This is a genomic window from Pseudomonas sp. BJa5, assembly GCF_030272875.2.
In the GTDB taxonomy this organism is placed as follows: domain Bacteria; phylum Pseudomonadota; class Gammaproteobacteria; order Pseudomonadales; family Pseudomonadaceae; genus Aquipseudomonas.
Map to the genome: position 1 here is coordinate 16,322 of NZ_JALRNG020000017.1, position 19,043 is coordinate 35,364.

Annotated in this window: 10 protein-coding genes; 2 read left to right on the forward strand and 8 right to left on the reverse strand. The window is 66.9% G+C overall.

The features are described 5' to 3' along the window. The first annotated feature begins 91 nt into the window (after positions 1–91). Both M2D63_RS11980 and M2D63_RS11985 read left to right on the forward strand, forming a co-directional pair. A complete protein-coding gene (locus M2D63_RS11980) occupies positions 92–7,609 on the forward strand; it encodes a type I polyketide synthase (protein WP_285863133.1) in 7,518 nt (2,505 codons plus the stop codon). Positions 7,610–7,631: 22 nt separating this feature from the next. Further along, entirely contained in the window at positions 7,632–8,984 is a 1,353-nt protein-coding gene (locus tag M2D63_RS11985; RefSeq protein ID WP_285863134.1) for an aminotransferase class I/II-fold pyridoxal phosphate-dependent enzyme, read from the forward strand. A gap of 172 nt (positions 8,985–9,156) precedes the next feature. Here the strand turns inward: M2D63_RS11985 and M2D63_RS11990 are convergent, their stop codons facing one another. The 8 genes from M2D63_RS11990 to M2D63_RS12025 all read right to left on the reverse strand — a co-directional run bounded on the left by M2D63_RS11990 (position 9,157) and on the right by M2D63_RS12025 (position 18,932). Further along, positions 9,157–9,405: a hypothetical protein gene (locus M2D63_RS11990; RefSeq protein ID WP_285863135.1), complete on the reverse strand. Its 249-nt coding sequence runs from the start codon at positions 9,403–9,405 to the stop codon at positions 9,157–9,159. Positions 9,406–9,614: 209 nt separating this feature from the next. After that, positions 9,615–10,658 (reverse strand): phytanoyl-CoA dioxygenase family protein, encoded by a 1,044-nt coding sequence (locus tag M2D63_RS11995; RefSeq protein WP_285863136.1) that lies wholly within the window; start codon positions 10,656–10,658, stop codon positions 9,615–9,617. Between the two features lie 3 nt (positions 10,659–10,661). Beyond that, a complete protein-coding gene (locus M2D63_RS12000; RefSeq protein WP_285863137.1) occupies positions 10,662–12,788 on the reverse strand; it encodes a capsular polysaccharide biosynthesis protein in 2,127 nt (708 codons plus the stop codon). Further along, positions 12,785–13,363: a GNAT family N-acetyltransferase gene (locus tag M2D63_RS12005; protein ID WP_285863138.1), complete on the reverse strand. Its 579-nt coding sequence runs from the start codon at positions 13,361–13,363 to the stop codon at positions 12,785–12,787. The genes M2D63_RS12000 and M2D63_RS12005 overlap by 4 nt, the downstream gene beginning before the upstream one ends. 2 nt (positions 13,364–13,365) lie before the next feature. After that, positions 13,366–14,889, reverse strand: coding sequence for an LTA synthase family protein (locus M2D63_RS12010; RefSeq protein WP_285863139.1), 1,524 nt, complete (start codon positions 14,887–14,889; stop codon positions 13,366–13,368). After that, positions 14,882–15,658, reverse strand: a complete 777-nt coding sequence (locus M2D63_RS12015) for an SDR family oxidoreductase (protein ID WP_285863140.1) — start codon at positions 15,656–15,658, stop codon at positions 14,882–14,884. The genes M2D63_RS12010 and M2D63_RS12015 overlap by 8 nt, the downstream gene beginning before the upstream one ends. Beyond that, complete coding sequence (locus tag M2D63_RS12020) at positions 15,655–16,971, reverse strand: capsular biosynthesis protein (protein WP_353050863.1); 1,317 nt, start codon at positions 16,969–16,971, stop codon at positions 15,655–15,657. Before M2D63_RS12020 ends, M2D63_RS12015 begins: the two co-directional genes overlap by 4 nt. Continuing rightward, positions 16,911–18,932 (reverse strand): capsular polysaccharide biosynthesis protein, encoded by a 2,022-nt coding sequence (locus M2D63_RS12025; RefSeq protein ID WP_285863142.1) that lies wholly within the window; start codon positions 18,930–18,932, stop codon positions 16,911–16,913. The genes M2D63_RS12020 and M2D63_RS12025 overlap by 61 nt, the downstream gene beginning before the upstream one ends. Positions 18,933–19,043 lie beyond the last annotated feature (111 nt).

The following is a 19,043-nucleotide window of genomic DNA, read 5'->3' on the forward strand; positions in this document are numbered from 1 at the left end:
AGACGTTTAACGACTGCCAAAGTTGAATTGGCCAGGCTTGCCGGCTGTCCGCAGGATGGGACGGTGCCAGTGGTTTTTAAAGGAATGGGTTTTGACAAAGCGTAAACAGGTTGCAATTGTTGGTTGTTCTTTTCGTTTCCCTGGCTCCACCACCAGCAGTTTCTGGCAAAACCTGATGACCGGGCGCGACCTGGTGACCCAGGTCGACGCCTCGCGCTGGGAGCATGCCGAGTTCCTGCACCCGGACAAAGCCAATCCGGCTACCAGCTACACCTTCGCTGCCGGCAGCCTGGGTGACGTCAGCGCTTTCGATGCCGGGTTCTTCAATATCTCGCCGCGCGAAGCGGCAGTGATGGACCCGCAGCAACGCCTGTTGCTGGAAATGTGCTGGGAAACCTTCGAGAACGCCGGGGTCAAGCCGTCGAGCCTGCGTGGCAGCAACTGCGGCGTGTACCTGGGGATCGCCAGTGTCGAGCAGGCCTATCGCCTGGTCGAAGACATGGCCTCGATCGATGGCGCCACCGCCACCGGCAACACCATGAGCATCGCCGCCAACCGCTTGTCGTTCTTCTACGACCTGCGCGGTCCGAGCATGGCCATCGACACCGCCTGTTCGTCGTCGCTGGTGGCCTTTCACCAGGCCTGCCAGGCGATTCTCAGTGGCGATATCGACCAGGCGGTGACCGGCGGCATCAGCCTGCACATGCACCCGTTCGGTTTCATGATCTTCGCCAAGGCGTCGATGTTGTCGCGCACCGGGCGTTGCCACAGCTTCGATGAGAGCGGTGATGGCTACGCCCGTTCCGAAGGCGGTGGACTGTTCCTGCTCAAGGACTACGACCAGGCCCTGGCCGATGGCAACCCGATCCTGGCGGTGGTGGCGGCCAGTGCGGTCAATACCGATGGCCGCAAGTCCAGCCTGACCCTGCCCAACGCCGAGGCCCAGGCCGCCTTGCTCAAAGGCGCCTATGCCAAGGCCGGCATCGACCCTGCGCAACTCGATTACCTCGAAGCCCATGGCACCGGCACCGCGGTCGGTGACCCGGTCGAGACCCGTGCCATCGGAGAGACCCTGGGCCAGGCCCGTGGCGCCGGCAATCCGCTGCCGATCGGCTCGATCAAGAGCAACCTCGGTCACCTGGAAGCCGCCTCCGGCGTTGCCGGCCTGATGAAGGCCCTCAACTGCCTGGCCGAGCGCAAGATTCCGGCGACCATCGGGGTCGAAGCGCTTAACCCCAACATCGACTTTGTCGACCTCAACCTGGACGTGGTCACCGAGCCGCGCACGCTCAAGCCTGAAGGGCAGCTGACGGTCGGCATCAACTCGTTCGGCTTTGGTGGCGCCAACGCCCACGTCATTTTGCAGAGCGCCGAAGCGCAGCCTGTGCCGGCCGCGCCGAACCAGGCGCGCCGACTGCCGTTGCTGCTCAGCGCCAAGGATGCCGCAGGCCTGCGCGCCACGGCCGAGCGCTTTGCCGACTACCTGGCCGCGCATCCCGAAGCCAGCTACTACGACGTCGCCTACCAGGCCATGTTCCGTCGCGATGCCCATCCGCATCGCCTGTTGTTGATCAGCGCCGACCCGGCCGAATCCGCCCAGGCGCTGGCCGACTATGCCCAGGACCCGAGCCTCAGCGAGCTGAGTTCGGTGCTTGAAGCCGGGCAGGCGCTGGACCAGGTCCAGGGCCCGGTCTTCGTCTATTCCGGCAACGGTTCGCAGTGGCAAGGCATGGGCCGGGCGATGCTCGGTGATCCACTGTTCGAGGCAGCGGTCGCTGAAGTCGATGCGCTGTTCCAGCCATTGGCGGGCTACTCGCTGCGTGCCGAACTGATGGGTGAGAACGGCGACGATCGCTATGCGCGCACCGAGATTGCCCAGCCGGCACTGTTCGCCTTGCAGGTGGCCGTCACCCGTGTACTGGCGGCGCAGGGCGTGCATCCCCAGGCGGTGATCGGCCATAGCGTTGGCGAAGTGGCCGCGGCCTGGGCCTGCGGTGCCCTGAGCCTGGAGGACGCCACCCAGGTGATCTTCCACCGCAGCCGCCTGCAGGGCCTGACCCGTGGCAACGGCCAGATGGCCGCCGTGGGCCTGTCGGCTGAAGCCACCGCTGCCGTACTGGCCGAACTGGGCCTGGACGAGCGTCTGGTGATCGCTGGCGAAAACAGCGCCCGCGGTGCCACCGTGGCAGGCTGTGTCGAGGCCTTGGGCGAGCTGGAGCAGGTGCTCGGCGAGCGCCAGGTCTTCGCCCGTCGCTTGGCCCTGGACTACGCCTTCCATTCGCCGGCGATGAACCCGATCGAACAGCAGGTCATCAGCGACCTGGCGCACATCCGCCCGCGCACCGGCCGTATTCCGTTCTACTCCACCGTGGTCGGTGGCCAACTCGATGGCGAGCGACTGGACAGCCGCTACTGGTGGCAGAACATCCGCCTGCCGGTGCTGTTCCAGGGTGCGATGGACGCGCTGGTGGGGCAGGGCTGCAACCTGTTCGTCGAAGTCGGCCCGCACCCGATCCTGCGCAGCTACGTCACCGATGCCCTGGCCCAGCGCGAGGTCGCCGGCCAGGTGATCGCCACCTTGCTGCGCAAGGACCACAGCCCAGTGCTGCTGGAGCGTTGCCTGGCCAAGCTGCTGATCGCCGGTGTCGAGCCGGACTGGCAGGCGCATTTCCCGGTGGCCGGTGCCAACCTGCGCCTGCCCAACTACGCCTGGCAGCGCGATCACTTCCAGTTGCCGGTCAGCTCCGAGTCGTCCGGCCTGTTGCAGCGCGAGCGCGTGCATCCCTTGCTCGGCTATGCGCTGGCCGACCGTGCCCTGACCTGGGAAAACCGTCTGGATACCCAGCTGTTCCCGACCCTGGGCGATCACAAGGTCGGCGAGTCGGTACTGTTCCCCGGCGCCGGCTTCACCGAACTGGCCCTGGCTGTGGCCTTGTTGCACCAGCCAGGCGAGTTCGTCGACATCGAAGAACTGGAGATTCACAACCCGTTGCTGCTCGGCAGCGAAGGCAGCAAGAAGATTCGCGTCAGCGTCGAGGAGGCCGATGGCACCTTGCGCATCGTCTCGCGCACCCTGGCCCAGCGCGAAGAGTGGGTACAGCATGTGGTCGCGCGCCTGCCCGGCGAGGCACGCGGGGTGATGCTCGGCGGTCGTGCCCCGGCATTGCCACAGCGCCCGGCGGATTTCAGCGGCGAGCAGCACCTGGCACTGACCGCGGCGGTCGGCCTGAACTACGGGCCGGCCTACCAGGCTGTGTCGGCTGTCTGGGTGGAACCGGCGCACATTCTGGCCCGGTTGAGTGTACCGGCTGCGATCAGCGCCGAGCTGACGTCGCTGCACCTGCACCCGGCCTTGCTCGACGGTGCCTTCCAGTTGATCACCGAACTGCTGGTGAGCCAGCCGGGCCGCAACAAGGGCCTGGCGTTCATTCCGGTCAAGTTCGGACGCATCGCCTTTGCTCGCGACGGGGGCGTGCCGTGCCTGGCCGAAGTGCGGCAGCTCAAGCGCACCGAGCATTCGTTGCTGGTCGATTTCGTCCTCTATGACGCCCGCGGCGAAGCGGTGCTGTGCATCAAGGAGGCGCGCTTCCGTGGCGTGCGCCTGCAGCGCGATCGCTCCGGCGACATCAAGCACCTGGCCCATGTCGGCGTCGCCGCCCCGGGTCAGGTCGTGCCGGTGCTGCGTGAAGCCCTGCTCGATACGGCGCTGGCCGATCATCTGCAGGGCCTGGCCGATGAGCCGGTGCAGGTGCGCTACCTCAACGAGGTCGAGCCGCTGCTCGATGCCTTGTGTTCAAGTTTCGTGCTCGACCTGATCGAGCAGGCCGGTGGCCGCCTGAGCGCCGAACAGGTTGCATTGTGGTCGCAACAGGCGACCGTGCCGGCTGAGTTCCTCGCGACCTTGCTGCGCCATGGCCTGGAAGACGGCAGCCTCGACCGTGATGCCGCCGGTGGCTGGCAGCTTGCCGATGCCGGCGAGCGCCCGACGTCCGAGGCGATCTGGCAGGAGCTGTTCCAGAGCTACCCGGAACACTTCCAGCTGATTCATTCGGTGGGCCGTATCGGGCGCCACTTGCAGGCGCTGCTCGACGGTCGCCAGTCACTTGAAACCCTGCTGCCGCGGGAAACCAGCGGCGCCAGCCTGACCCGCCTGGTGCTGGGTGCCAGTGGCCAGCAACGCCTGCTCGCCGGCCTGCGCCAGACCCTGGCCCAACGCCTGGATGCATTGCCGGCCGGGCAGCGCCTGCGGGTGCTGGAGCTCGGCTTTGGCGGGCCGTCCTTTGCCGAGTCGCTGTACGCCGCGGTCGATTTCGACCGGGTGGACTACAGCTATTGCGTGCAAGAGCCGGAGCTGGCGCAGATGCTGTGCGACGAGTGCCCGGCGCTGGATATCCTCGGCTTCGATCAACTGGCCGCTGCCGGTCACTACGACTGGGTACTGCTGCCGACCGACCTGGCGGCGCTGGACAGCATTGGCACCGCCTTGCGCCAGGTGGCAACCCAGCTCAACCCCCATGGGCAACTGGCGTTGCTGGCACAGCACCCGGCGCGCTGGGCCGATTTCGTCTTCGGTGCCCAGGCCGACTGGTGGCTGGCCGGCCCCGAGCAGGCCTTGTCGCGCCAGCAGCGTCCAGGCTTCTGGCAGCACGAGCTGCAACGCCATGGCCTGTCCCTGACCCATACCCTCGAAGCCCTGCCAGGCAATGGCTGTGGCAGTTACCTGATGCTTGCCGGCAAGCTGGCGGGCAGCGCTGCGCCGCTGGCGCCAGTCGCCTGCCAGCACTGGGCCTTGCTGGCTGAGGCCGGGCAGGGCGCCGCCGAGCAGTTGGCCAGTCGCCTGCGCGAGCAGGGCCAGCAGGTCAGCCTGCTGGTGCCGGGTGATGCCCGGTCGCTGGCGCAGCAACTGGCCGCGCTGGATCAGCCGCCGCAGCAACTCGTGCACCTGGCCGGCTTCGATGCCGCCCGGGGCCTGGATGCCCAGGGCGAGCGCTGCATGCAGGCCGCGGCGCTGGTCCAGGCGTGTGAATCGCTGGGCCTGGCCCCGCACTGCTGGCTGCTGACCCGTGGCGCTGCCGCTCACCTGTACAGCGGCGACAGCGCACAGCAGGTGGATGCGATTGCCGACGCCGCGTTCTGGGGCTTTGGCCGCACCCTGGCGAACGAATCCGCCAGTTGCCCGATCCGTCTGCTCGACCTGGCCCATGGCGCATCGATCGACAGCCTGGTCCCGGCCCTGCTGCAGGCCGACGCCGAAAACGAAATGGCCATCAGCGCCGACGGTTTGCGTTACGTACCGCGCCTGCGCGTGCTGGCGGACAAGCATGACACCATTGACGCGGCAGACCAGCGCATCAGTCTGGGCTTCGACCTGCCCGGCCAGTTGCGCAACCTGCGCTGGGAAGTGCGTGAGCCGCGCCTGCCGGCGGCGGACGAGCTGGATATCGCCGTGCGGGCCACCGGCCTGAACTTCCGCGACGTGATGTTCGCCCTCGGCTTGCTGTCCGACGAAGCCATCGAGAACGGCTTCTCCGGCCCGACGCTGGGCTTTGAATTCGCAGGCGTAGTGCAGGGCAAGGGCGCCGAGGTACTGGGCGATTTCGCCCCGGGCGACCGTGTGGTCGGCTTCGGCCCGTGCAGCTTCGCCAACCGCCTGGTGACCAACGCCAACGCCGTGGCGCGGATTCCCGACGGCATGTCGTTCGAAGCGGCGGCGACCATCCCCAGTACCTTCTTCACCGTCTACTACGCCCTGCATTACCTGGCGCGCCTGGAGCCGGGCGAGAAAGTGCTGATCCACGGCGCCGCCGGTGGCGTGGGTATCGCCGCGATCCAGGTGGCCAAGTGGTGTGGCGCCGAGATCTACGCCACCGCCGGCAGCGACGAGAAGCGCGACTTCCTGCGCCTGCTGGGTGTCGACAAAGTGTTCGATTCACGCTCCCTCGCCTACGCCGACGAAGTCCTGGCAATCACCGGCGGACGGGGTGTCGACGTGGTGCTCAACTCCCTGGCGGGCGAAGCGATCAACCGCAACCTGCGGGTGCTCAAGCCGTTCGGTCGCTTCCTCGAACTGGGCAAGCGCGACTTCTACCAGAACACGCGCATCGGCCTGCGGCCGTTCCGCAACAACATCAGCTACTTCGGCATCGACGCCGACCAGTTGATGAGCGAGCGTCCGCAACTGACCCGGCGCCTGTTCGGGCAGATGATGGATTTGTTCGAGCAAGGCATCCTGCACCCGCTGCCGTTCCGAGAATTCGATGCCAACCAGGTGGTCGAGGCGTTCCGCTACATGCAGCAGGCGCGGCAGATCGGCAAGATCGTGGTCACCTACGGCAACCCGATCGAGCACCTGGTGGACACCCGCGAGCAGCCGCAGCAACAGCTGCAGCTCGATGGCCAGGCGACCTACCTGGTCACCGGCGGCCTCGGTGGTTTCGGCCTGCGCACGGCGCAGTGGCTGGTGGACAAGGGCGCGCGACACCTGGTGCTGCTCGGTCGTCGCGGCCCGGCCAGTGTCGAGGCGCAGCCGAGCCTGGCCGCCTGGCAGGCCCAGGGTATCGATGTGCAGGCGCTGGCTTGCGATATCACCGACCCGCAGCAACTGCGCGCCGTGTTCGAACACATCGCCGCCACGCCTTACCCGTTGCGCGGCCTGGTGCACGCCGCGACGGTGATCGACGACGGCCTGATCCGCAACCTCGATGCCGGGCAGTTGCAGCGTGTGCTGGAGCCCAAGGCCAAGGGCGCGCAGTACCTGCATGAACTGACCTGCGGGCTGGCGCTGGACTTCTTCGTGATGTTCTCCTCGGCCACCACCCTGTTCGGCAACCCGGGACAGGCCAACTACGTGGCGGCCAACCACTGGCTCGAAGCCCTGGCCCGCCATCGTCGCGCCCAAGGCCTGGCGGCCACGGCGGTGCTTTGGGGCGCCATCGATGATGTCGGCTTCCTGGCCCGTAACGAGCAGATCAAGGATGCCCTGCAAAGCCGCATGGGTGGCGCAGCGCTGCGCGCCGACGTGGCCCTGGCGCACCTGGAGCAGATGCTACTGAGCGGCGACGACGGCATCGGCGTGCTGGAGCTGGAATGGAAAGCCTTGTCGCGCTTCCTGCCCAGCGCCGCCACCCCGCGCTTTATCGAGCTGGTCCGCGCCCACGGTGGCGAGCAGGACGATGAGGGCGATGCCCAGGACATCCAGCGCTTGCTCGCCGAGCTGGATGACGAACAGGTGCTGGAGCGTTTCGTCGAACTGCTCAAGCATGAGGTCTGTGAAATCCTGCGCCTGCCGGCAGCCCGGCTGGATACCCAGCGGCCGCTGCAAGAACTGGGACTGGACTCGCTGATGAGTGTCGAGCTGGTGGTGGCGCTGGAAGAACGCTTCGGCATTCGCCTGCCGGTCATGGAGCTCAGCGAAAGCTCCAGCATCGACAAGCTCAGCGTGCGCATCCTCGAACTGCTGCGTGGCGAAGCGGCTGAGGCACCCGCATCGACCTCGTTGACCGCGAACGTGCTGGCCCGCCACGGCAGTGAACTGAGCCCGGAACAAATCGCCGAGCTGAACGCCGAGCTGGCGGACACGGCTGCGGCACCTGACCGTTTGATTGAATGATGTCTGACCGAGTGAACCTGCAATGACTGCTAAAACGCCCTCCGGCCTGAATGCCGGCATCAAGCAACGGCTGATCGAACAAGCCTTGCAACGCCGTCGCAGCGAGGCGGGCGACGGGGCCCCCGGCGCCACCCTGGAGCAAGCGCAACAGGTGGCGCTCAAGGTGCCGGAAGCCTTCTATCGCTTCGACCAGCACCCTGGCTACCAGCAGTTGCGGGTGATGCAGCAGGGCGCCGCACGCCTGGGCCTGGCCAACCCGTTCTTCCGTTTGCACCAGGGCACGGCGGGCGCCGAGACCCGTATCGGCGAGCGCGAGTACCTCAACTTCGCCAGCTACAACTACCTGGGCTACTCCGGTCACCCGCAGGTGGCCGAAGCGGCCAAGGCGGCGATCGATCGCTATGGCACCTCGGTGTCGGCCAGCCGGCCGGTGTCCGGCGATCGCCCGCTGCACCGGGAGCTTGAGCGCGCCCTGGCCGACCTGTACGAGGTCGACGATGCGGTGGTGCTGGTCAGCGGTCATGCCACCAACGTCACCACCATCGGCTACCTGTTCGGCCCGCGCGACCTGGTGCTGCATGACGAGCTGATCCACAACAGCGTGTTGCAGGGCATCCAGTTGTCCGGTGCGCGGCGTCTGAGCTTCGCCCATAACGACTGGCAGGCACTGGACCGTATCCTCGGTGAGCAGCGCCAGCACTTCGAGCGGGTGCTGGTGGTGGTCGAGGGCATCTACAGCATGGACGGCGACTACCCGGACCTGCCGCGCTTCGTCGAGCTCAAGCGCAAGCACAAGGTCTTCCTGATGGTCGACGAGGCGCACTCGCTGGGGGTAATGGGCGCGACCGGCAAAGGCATTCGCGAGCATTTCGCCCTGGCCGGCGACGACGTGGATATCTGGATGGGCACCTTGAGCAAGACCCTGGCCAGTTGCGGTGGCTACATCGCCGGCAACACGGCGCTGATCGAACACCTGAAGTTCCTCGCCCCGGGCTTTCTCTACAGCGTCGGCATGCCGCCTGCAGTCACAGCGTCGGCGCTGGCGGCGTTGCAGTGCATGGCCCTTGATCAGGCGCGGGTGCAGACCCTGCAGGCCCGTGGTGAATTGTTCCTGCGCCTGGCCAGGGCGGCCGGTCTGGACACCGCCACCAGCACCGGGCTGGCGGTGATTCCGGTGATCACCGGCAGTTCGTTCAAGGCCGGGCGCCTGTCCAGCGCTTTGTTCGAGCGCGGCATCAATGCCCAGCCGATCCTCTACCCGGCAGTGCCGGAGCAGGCGGCGCGGGTGCGTTTCTTCGTGTCCTGCGAGCACAGCGAAGAGCAGATCACCCGCACCGTGGCCATCGTCGCCGAAGAGATGGCCAGGCTCGCTTGATTCTGCAGGTCGTCTGGTTCAACGATGTGGTCGGATTGCGACTGCTGCGCAGCCGTTCGCAGGCTTCGCCGGCTCCCACACCGATTGCAGCTCAAACTGTGGGAGCTGCCGCCAGGCTGCGATCGGCCGCGAAGCGGCCGTAAAACCTGACCGCGCTGTGCTCAGATTTGCCTCAGATCCAGGGCTTTTCGTAGGCGTTGAGCCGGTCGATGAAGCGCCAGTGGCTGCGCTTGTCGAAGCCCATCAGGCGCTTGAGGCGGATGTCCCAGCGCATGTGATGGTTGGCGATCCAGGGCAGGGCGAACAGGTGGGCACCGCGCCACGGGATGAACGGATTGCGCCGCAGGCTGGCGTAGATTTCCACCCGGTGGCTGGGGCTCAGGCTCGGGCAGCGGGCATGGAAGCCCGAGGTGTCGGCCACCACCAGGGTGTTCGAAGAGATGGCCAGGCTCGCCTGATTCTGCGGGACGTCTGGTTCAACGATGTGGTCGGATTGCGACTGCTGCGCAGCCGTTCGCAGGCTTCGCCAGCTCCCACACCGATTGCAGCTCAAACTGTGGGAGCTGCCGCCAGGCTGCGATCGGCCGCGAAGCGGCCGTAAAACCTGACCGCGCTGTGCTCAGATTTGCCTCAGATCCAGGGCTTTTCGTAGGCGTTGAGCCGGTCGATGAAGCGCCAGTGGCTGCGCTTGTCGAAGCCCATCAGGCGCTTGAGGCGGATGTCCCAGCGCATGTGATGGTTGGCGATCCAGGGTAGAGCGAACAGGTGGGCACCGCGCCACGGGATGAACGGATTGCGCCGCAGGCTGGCGTAGATTTCCACCCGGTGGCTGGGGGTCAGGCTCGGGCAGCGGGCATGGAAGCCCGAGGTGTCGGCCACCACCAGGGTGTTGGCTGGCACCGCGAAGCGCCGCGGTGCGGGCAGGCCCAGCCCGGCCAGTTCTTCTTCATGAATCCGGAATGAACCTTCACGGTGCATCTGCTCGGTCGAGCGGGCCGCCCCCAGGCTCTGGCGGTACTCCCAGGCCAGGCGCTCCGGCGTCAGGCGATGGGAGCCGGGCACGTAGCTGAACGGGCCCTGGTCGTCGGCCACGTCATCGAGGAACAGCCAGGCCTTGGCCGTCGGGTGGAAGGTGTCGGCATGCAGGCGGGTCTGCGGATCCTGCTCGGCAGTGGCCTCATCGATCACGATCGACTGCAGCTGATAGGTGATGCCGCCGGTATTGGACGAGGCATAGGCGATCAGGTCGCGCACGCCCTGGTCGGCGACGAAGGCGGCGCTGGCCGGGTTGTGGTTGAGCACATCCTGGTCGAGGCTGACGCGCCGGGTCACGGCCTTGCCTTGGCGCATCTCCCAGCCTTGGCTGCGCAGCTCGCCCAGTTCGGCGCGCAGCGCGGCGAACTGTTCGGCGGGCAGGGCGTTCTCGCGGACGAAAAAGCCCTGTTCCTCGAAGCTTGCCAGCTCCGTCGCGTCTATCCGTGGCGCCAGTGCTCGACGGCGCAGGCTGGCCATGGCCATGGCCAGTTGGCGGCGCTGCACATGCAGGCCCAGGGCGTTGAGCCGTGAGCTGCCGATTACCGGGTTGTTCTCGAATGACTTGGCGTGAGTCAGCAACTGCAGGCAGTGCCAGGGCAATGCCGCGTAACGGCCCAGATCCTTCAATGATGCAGGCATGGTCTAATCCTTGAGAGGGACCTTTGCACGAGCGTGGCCGAGCATGGTCCGGGTGTAATTGCGCAGCGGCAACAGGCGCGGATGGTGCGCCAGGCGCTGCGGGCGAGCGGCAGACAGGCAGGCCAGGGCATGCCAGGCATCGCAGGGCAAAGCGTGCTGGGGGTCGGCATAGCGCGCATAGCGCAACAGGGCGCCGGCTACCAACTGGTCCAGGGTCAGGCGCCGGGTACGGCGCGGCAAAGGCTGGTGGTCGCGGGTCAAACCCCAGCCGGCATAGAAGGGCGTGCCGTAGGTCACCACGGTCAGGCCGCGCAGCAGCGCTTCGAAACCCGAGGTGGAACTGAGGGTGTGGACTTCGTCGACCTGGTCATACAGGCGGGCGATGTCGGCACCGGGCAGCACCTGGTCGGCCAGCGCCAGCAGCCTTTTATCGGTCACCGAGCCCTGGCGCTTGCCGGCCTCGACATCCGGGTGCGGCTTATAGACGATCCAGGCGTCCGGGGCGTCGGCGCGCACCTGGGCGAGCAGTTCGAGGTTGTCGTGCAGGGCGCCGGCGCTGCAGCGCAGCGAGGCGTCGTCCTCGACCTGGCCGGGCACCAGGATCCGTCGCTGGCCGGGGCGGGCGGTCACCTGGCTGGCGGCGTCGCTTTTCAGGTTGTACTTGCTGACGCCCAGGGCCACCACGCGCTGTCGCAGCGCGGCGGCTTCGGCCAGGGTGGCGGCATCGAATGGCGCCTGTTCCAGCAGGCGCTCCAGGTCGCTGGCAGTGCTGGCGTCGAAATGCATACCGTGACGGTCGAGCACCAGCGACAGGGCCGGCGCGTTCAGGGCGCCCAGGCCGTTGGAGCGCAGAAAACCGTCCTCGACCCGCCACAGCGGCACCTTCAGGGCGGCGGCGCGGTCCTTGAGGTCGGCAGGTTCGCGCGCGGCCCAGACCAGCACCTTGCCGCGCTCGGCGGCGACCTTGTCCAGCAGCGCCGGGCTGTCCACGGCGAAGTCCAGGCGACCCCAGCGGCTGCTGAAGAAACGGCGGATATTGTGCTGCTTGTGGCGCTTGACCCCCAGTACCGTGATGGGCCCGGCGAACTCGGCATCGCGGGCTTTCTTGCTCGCCAGTTGCCGGGCCACTGTGAGGGCGTCGGTGAGCTGGCCGGTCAGCGGATCGACGTAGCGGCAGTAGCGCAGGTAGGCCGCGGCCACCAGTTGCACCAGGTCCGGTCGCGCCTGGCGCCTGGGGATCGGCATGCGGTCATCGGTCAGGCCCCAGCCGGCATAGAACGGCAGGCCGAAACAGGTGACCGGCACCCCCTGGATCAGCGCTTCGAGGCCGGCCTGGCTGGTGCCGATATAGACTCGGCGCGCACGCCGGGCCAGCGATGCCCAGGACACCGGCCGCGATTCCAGGGTAACGCCCCGGGCCGTGGCTGCCGCCAGCAGGCAACTGGGTTTGTGCCCGCCGACGCAGTCGGGGTGAATGCGCACCCGTACCTCGGCGTCCGGGTTCTCCGCCAGGGCCACGTCGAGCATGCGCACGTAGTCGGCTTCACACAGGCCGCCACCGGGAATCGAGTAGTCGCCGGCGGTCTGGTCCACCACCAGCACCAGGGGCCGCTCGCGGCCCAGTGGGTCGTCGGGGTCCAGGTCCGGGGCGTTGTTGTACTTGCCGATGCCGCTGCTGCGCATCAGCTCGATCAGTTGGCGGGCGCTGTCCAGTTCGCCAGGGCTGAGGTCGTGGGGGTTCTGCAGGATGTTTTCCAGCAGCGAAGGGCGATCGGCCAGGTAATGGATGCCCACCGGATCGACCACCAGCGACATCGGCGTATCGCCTTCCACGCCCAGCGACGAGGAGCGCAAAAAGCCGTCCTCGATAGCGATGTAGGGCAGGCCCCAGCGCTGGCACAACACCCGGGCCGGCGCCGAGGAGTCCTTGTAGCCGATCCCGGCAATCGCCTTCAGGCCCGCGGGGGCCTTGCGCCCACGTCGCCACAGCCAGAACGGCTGGCCTTCGGGCTGGAGAAATTGCGGCAGGTGCAGGACCTTCCAGGCCACCCACTGGGACATGATGCCGATCCAGCCCGGGCCTGGCACCAGGGATTGCAGGTCGATCGCAGTCAGGTCGCGGTGGTTCAAAGCGCAGGCTCCGCTCGCCGGTGCATGCTGCGCACAGGCGGAAAGGGCACCCAGCGCTTGCGCAGCAGGCGAAAGCCGTTGTGCAGGTAGAGGTTGCGGGCGCGCTGATTGTCCAGTGGTACTTCCAGGTGCACGTCCTTGAAACCACTCAGTGCAGCATGGGCGCAGCAGGCCTGCACCAGGGCCGAACCGACGCCCTGGTTACGCGCGCTCTTGTTCACCCGCAGCCCGTACAGCAGGAACGAGTAACGCCACTCGCGGTACTCACTCAGGCAGAACGCGGCAAAGCGCAGCCAGCCCTGGAACCGACCGAACTCTTCGACGAAGGGTTGCGCGCGCAGGGCGAAGGGGCCGCGCAGGTGATGCTTGAAGGCGACATAGCCCAGCGGCTGGTCTTCTTCGAAGGCCAGCAGTACCCGGTCCCAGTGAATGCTGTTGCCCAGCAGGCGCTGGCGGCAGGCGGTGTCGCCGAGGATGAAGGCCAGCGAGCCGCGGCCCTGGGTCACCACGCGCGACAGCGCCGGGTCGGCAGTGCGCTCTGGCGCCAGGCTCGAGCCGAGCACGATCTTCACCACGCTCAGGCGACCCCGGCGACGGCGGCGGGCGTGCGCAGGTCCCTGGCGCAGGCCAGCAGTCGGCTGGACAAGGCCTCGACCTTGAGCGGGCAAGGACTGGCGCCGGGCTGGCGACGGTTCGACCAGATCAGGTAGTCGGTATCGCCGGCCGGCGCACCGATGGCCTGGTAGACGTCGGGCAGGATCGGCACGTGATCGCCAAAGAAACACAGCAGCGCCTCGCGAGGATGGTCGAGCAAGGTCGCGCGCAGTTTGCCCAGCATGCAATCGGCGTTGGCGATATGGCGCAGGTAAGGGGCCAGGTCGTCCATGCCGGCCAGCAGCGGGCGCTCGAACCAGGTGGGAAGCTCGTCCGCTTCCACCTGCTCCAGATGCAGCGGGCCGTGGTTCTCCATGGTCACCGCATGGATGAACAGCGGCTGCTGGCGGGCCGGGTCCTGGAGCAGTTCGCGGATCTTGTCGGCCACGGCGCAATCGCCAATGAACGGCCCGGCTTTTTGCCCGGCGTTGAAGCTGCGCACATCGATGAATTCATCGAAGCCCAGTGCCGGCAGCACTTTGTTTCGACCATAGAAACTGCCGTCGTAAGGGTGGATGCAGATCGTGCGATAGCCCTGGGCCTTGAGGTGCGCGGCAATGCTTGGCAAGCCCTGGCGCGCCAGCACCCGATAGGGGTTGAAGCGATGCACGCCGAGGCGCTCGCCGGGGATGCCGGTGAGGTAGGCGAACTCGGTGCGGACCGTGTTGGCGCCCCACGCAGCCACCTGCAGTTTGCCCCGGGCCAGGGCTTCACCGGCCAGGCGGTCGTACTCGCCAAGCACGTCGGTCCTGACCCCGGGCCACAGCTCGCGGACATCGAAGAACGATTCGCTCTGCACCGACACCAGATCAGGCAGGGGCTTGCCTGCCGGGATTGCAACCGGGGCGGCGAACGGCGAACCCAGCGCGTTGCGGTCGACCTTGGTCCGGGCGGCCCAGAAGTAGCGCCACAGGCTGGCGGTCAGCCCCCAGCGGCGGACATCGGCCTCGGCATCGAAGCTCGGGGGCGCGCGGCGATGGCCGAGCTTCAGCATCAGCATGCCAGTCAGACCCAGCCACAACGCATCGAGGCGCGCGCCGGCCACCGGCAGCTCGAAGCTCAGCCCGGCCCACAGGTAGGCGATGAACCCGGCTGCCAGTGCGGCCGCCTTGCCGAAGCCGAAGAACGGCAGGTACAGGCGCGGAAAGCGCACCGCATCGCTGAAGTACTCGAAGTCGGCGCACACGAACGGCTCGCGCAGCGAATGGTACTTGGCGTTGCTGACCATCACGATCAGCAACCACACCAGCAGCACATTGACGCCGCTGAACAGCGGGCGCGCGGTCAGGCCGTAGAGCAGCGCCAGGCTGACGCACCAGGCGCCGGCGTGCAGCCACCAGCAGCTCAAGGGGCGGCGCAGTGCCGGGCGGGGGGTCAGCAGACGTTCGATCAGCACGGTGAGCAGCAGGCCGAACACACCGACCTGGAGGATGGACAATTCACTCACTGTAATTCAGACCACGCAGAATGAACGAAGAAAGGCGCTGTGGAATCACCCCCAGCAACCAGGTGCCCAGGTTCAGCGGGAAGGGGAAGCTGATGCGCGCCTGGTTGGCTGCCAGCCCGCGCTTGATGCGTCGGGCGGCCTTTTCGGCGGTCCACAGGAAGGGTTTGGGACCAGGCATTTCGAAGCACATTTTCGATTCGACGTAGCCGGGCACGATCACGTTGAGCTTCACCCCTTGCGGGGCCAGCCAGTCGCGCATCGCTTCGCCATAGACACGGATCGCCGCCTTGCTGGCGCTGTAGGTGGGCGTGACCGGCAGGCCGCGCCAGCCCGCCAGCGAGCTGAACAGGGCGATCTGCCCGGCGCCGCGAGCGCGCATGGCCGGCAGCGCTGCGTCGACCGTGGCCAGCGCCGCGGTGACGTTGACGTCGAGCAGGGCGCGGCTGTCGTCCCAGCGCTCCGGTTCGCCATTGCTGCCCACCGCCGTGTTGAGTCCGGCGCCGACCAGTACCAGGTCCGGCTGCTCGGTCGCGCTGACCCGGCGCACCATCGCCCGCAAGGCCTCCAGGTCACGTACGTCCAGCGCTTCGAGCAACACCCGGGCGCCGAGGGCACGGCATTCGCTGGCCATCTCTTCCAGGCGTTCAAGGCGTCGGCCTTGCAGGATCAAGGTCACGCCCGGGGCGGCATAGGCGGGCGCCAGGGCACCGCCGATGCCGCCGGTAGCGCCGGTGATAAGGATGCAGCGGGGCGTAGAGCGGTGAGTCATAGGTAGTTTTCGATTCTTGATGTTTTTGCCAGCAACACGTCCAGGCAATTGGTCACGGCCATGTCGATGCCGCAGCGGGTATAGAAGCCGCCGTTGATCTGGGTGGTGTGGATGACGGTGTTGCGAAAGTGATGGAACAGGCCCATGTCCGGTGCTTGCGGGTGCTGCCAGAAATCGTCGAGGCTGCCTTGGTGGGTCAGCCCGGGCATGGCGTAGATCGGCTCGGCCAGGGTGAAGGTCGGGCGCTTGTGCAGCAGTGCCGAGGCACCGGCGGTGCTGTTGACCGTGATCATCCCGGCAATGTGCGACAGCAGCGTCGGCATGTGCCCGCTGGCAAGGTAATCGACCCGGTCGCTGACCCCGTACTGCTGCGCCAGTGCCTGGGTAATGCGCTGGTAGTTGACCAGGCCCGGGCTCAGCGGATGGTTCTTCACCAGCAGTCGCGCGGCGCTCGGCGCATGGGCGGCGAACGAGGCGATGACATGGTCGATGACTTCGAACATGTTGGCGAAGGGCGAGTGATCCTTGATCTGCGAATCGCTGTCCAGTTGCAGCGGCAGCAGGAAGGTCGGGCGCTTTTCCCGTGCCACTTCGGCCACCAGGGCATCGTCGCGACGTGCGGCCAGCAGCAGGCGCAGGCCCTGGCGGATGAAGCCGGCATACTCCTTGGCTGCGCTGTAGGGCGCATGGGTGCGGTAATGCGGGAAGCACAGTTTGTTCAGCGCGCCACCACTGTGGTAGAGCACGTCATGGGCGGCGCGGGCAGCGAAGGACAATTTGAACGGCGTGCCGTTGCCATAGCGCTCGATGTGCTTGCCGACTTCGCGGTACCAGGCCGGGTCGCGTGGCAGCCGCGAGTTGTTGTTGACCCCGTCGCGCTCCAGGGTGATCCAGTAGGGGCGAAAGTAACCTTCTTCGAACACGTGCACGCGAATGCCCAGTTGCCGGGCCAGGGCCACGGCGGGGCGGTGCACCGGACGGCAGTCGCCGAACAGCACCACGTCGGTGATGCCAAGCTCGTCGAAGCGCTGGCGATAGAAGCCTTCCAGCTCGTCCGGGCGCGCCGAGAAGAGGCTGCGCGCACCCGAGCTGTAGAGCACGTCGCCAACGTTGAAGCCGATCCGGTGCACACGCTGGTCGCGCGCGCGCAGGGCCTTGGCCAGCCGGTCGAAGAACGGCGAGCTGACCCCTTGCAAGAACAGAAAACTGTTGCGCCCGCAGGGTGGAAGAGGGCATTCCGGTGCCCGCGCTGTCAGCTTCTCGGGCGACGGATGCCCAGTAAACTGCTCAAGCGCTCTATCAAGTCCTGCCATCTGGATGTTGCTCCTGACTGCGGTAACGCGTGCCAATTCTGTAATTCGTAAAGGGTCTGTTCAGCCGTGGTGAAGCGATTGGTGATGCGGCTGACATAGGTGGGGTACAACAGCAAGGTGCCTGCAACCAGTTCATCGAGGCTCAGCGTTCGTGAGCGCCTGGCCTGCACCTGCGGGTGAAGGTCGAGGTCGCGGGTCAGGCCCCAGCCGGCATAGAACGGCTGGCCGTAGGTGGTCACCGGGACACCGCGCAACAAGGCTTCGAAGCCGGACTGGGAAGTCAGCACATGGACCTCGTCGACACGCTCCAGCAACTGCTGGAACGGGCTGTCGCCAATGACCTCGTCGCACCACTGCACGGTCTGCGCTTCATCGGCACCTTGGGCGCGGGTGCCGGCCAGCACCTCCGGGTGCGGCTTGTACAGCAGCCAGGCATCCGGGTTGCGCTCACGCACGGCCTTGAGCAATTGCAGGTTGCTGCGGATGCGATGGGCGCCAAAGCGGATCGAGGCGTCGTCTTCCACCTGGCCGGTGACCAGGATCACCCGCTGCGCCTGTGGCGGTCGCTGCCAGGTGCTGCCGGGCAGGTTGTACTTGGTCAGGCCGGCGCGGCAGATGGCCAGGCGCAGGGCCCGGGCCCGCTCCAGCAGCGCCGGGTCGAAGGGTTCGCTGAGCAGGATGCGCTCCAGGCGCGAGGTACGCGTGGCGTCGTAGTAGATGCCCAGGTCGTCGACAACCCAGGACAGCGGACGGGCCTTGCCGGCACCCAGGCCGACCGAGCGCAGGAAGCCATCCTCGACCCGACTGATCGCTTGCGGATGGCTTGCCAGTTCAGCATCGTGCTTGCAGCCCCAGGACACCACGGGCAGGCCCGGGCTCAGGGGCTGCTCGGGCTTGACGAAGTGGATCGCGCTGCCCTCGAAGAACAACTTGACCAGCGGTTCCTTCCAGCGGCTGAAACCAAGCATCTGGATGGCGCTCGGCAGGGCGCTGCGATGGCGGCGTTGCAGGCCGAGCCAGTGCATCAGCATTTCCGGCTCGCAAGGCTGGCCGCGCTCGGGGCAGACATAGCGCGGGTAGCGCACCAGGCTGGCATGGATCAACTGCGCAAGGCTCGCCGGCTGGCGCCGCGACGGTGGCGGCAGACGGTCATCGGTCAGGCCCCAGCCGGCGTAGAACGGCATGCCCCAGGTGTGCACCGGCACATTCCACAGCAGCGCATCGAAGCCCAGTTGCGAGGTCATCACATAGACCGCGCGCATGTGCGGCAACAGTTCGGCCGGGTGCACATTGCGCGCCAGTACCTGCACCCGCGGATGACCCGCCAGTGCCGCCAGGTCGAAATGCCCGCGCTTGCGCCCAGCCACCACGTCCGGGTGGACCTTGAGCAGCACGGTGCTGCTGGGGTAGCGGGCCAGGGCGGCATCGAGCATGGCCTTGAAATCGGCGGGCCCGGCCCCTTGCAGCGAGGCGTCGGCGCAGGTCTGGTCGGCCACCAGCACACAGTCGGCAGGCAGCTCCGGCGCTTCGATGCGCGCGTCGTTGTACTTGGAGACTCGCTGTTGTTGCCACAGCAGTTGCAGCGCCAGGGCGCGTTCGCTTTCGCTGGCCGTCAGTGGCGTGGCGATCAACTGCTCCAGGCGCGAGGGCGCACTGGCGTCGTAGTAGATGCCGAGATCATCGACGATCAGCGACAGCGGCGGATCGTCGGCGCCCAGGCCCACGGAGCGCAGGAAGCCGTCTTCGAGGGTCAGCACCGGTCGCTGGTTGCTGGCAGCCTCGGCCATGGCCTTGATCGCGCTGGGCTTGCGTCCCCAGGCCATCACCCAGTCGGCATCCTTCACATCGCGCACAGTACCGTTGTGCAGCGCGAAATCGGGCAGCAGCGAGGGCAGTGTGGCTATGCGTTGAGCGCCTTTGGAGAGGATCAGCAAACGCGGGCGGGGAGCAACATCATCCATGAACGAGCAGCGAAAATCCGTTTAAGTGCGTGACTGCGCCAGGGCGGCTTCTGTGAAACAGGCCGAAGGAAAAAGTTGGCGCGCAAAGAGCCACATATCTTAACAATTGGC

What these genes read in the sequence shown, in the direction of transcription:
- M2D63_RS11985 (WP_285863134.1), top strand. Translation starts at nt 7,632, where the DNA reads ATGACTGCTAAAACGCCCTCCGGCCTGAATGCCGGCATCAAGCAACGG.
- M2D63_RS11995 (WP_285863136.1), bottom strand. Translation starts at nt 10,658, where the DNA reads ATGCCTGCATCATTGAAGGATCTGGGCCGTTACGCGGCATTGCCCTGG.
- M2D63_RS12015 (WP_285863140.1), bottom strand. Translation starts at nt 15,658, where the DNA reads ATGACTCACCGCTCTACGCCCCGCTGCATCCTTATCACCGGCGCTACC.
- M2D63_RS12020 (WP_353050863.1), bottom strand. Translation starts at nt 16,971, where the DNA reads ATGGCAGGACTTGATAGAGCGCTTGAGCAGTTTACTGGGCATCCGTCG.
- M2D63_RS12025 (WP_285863142.1), bottom strand. Translation starts at nt 18,932, where the DNA reads ATGGATGATGTTGCTCCCCGCCCGCGTTTGCTGATCCTCTCCAAAGGC.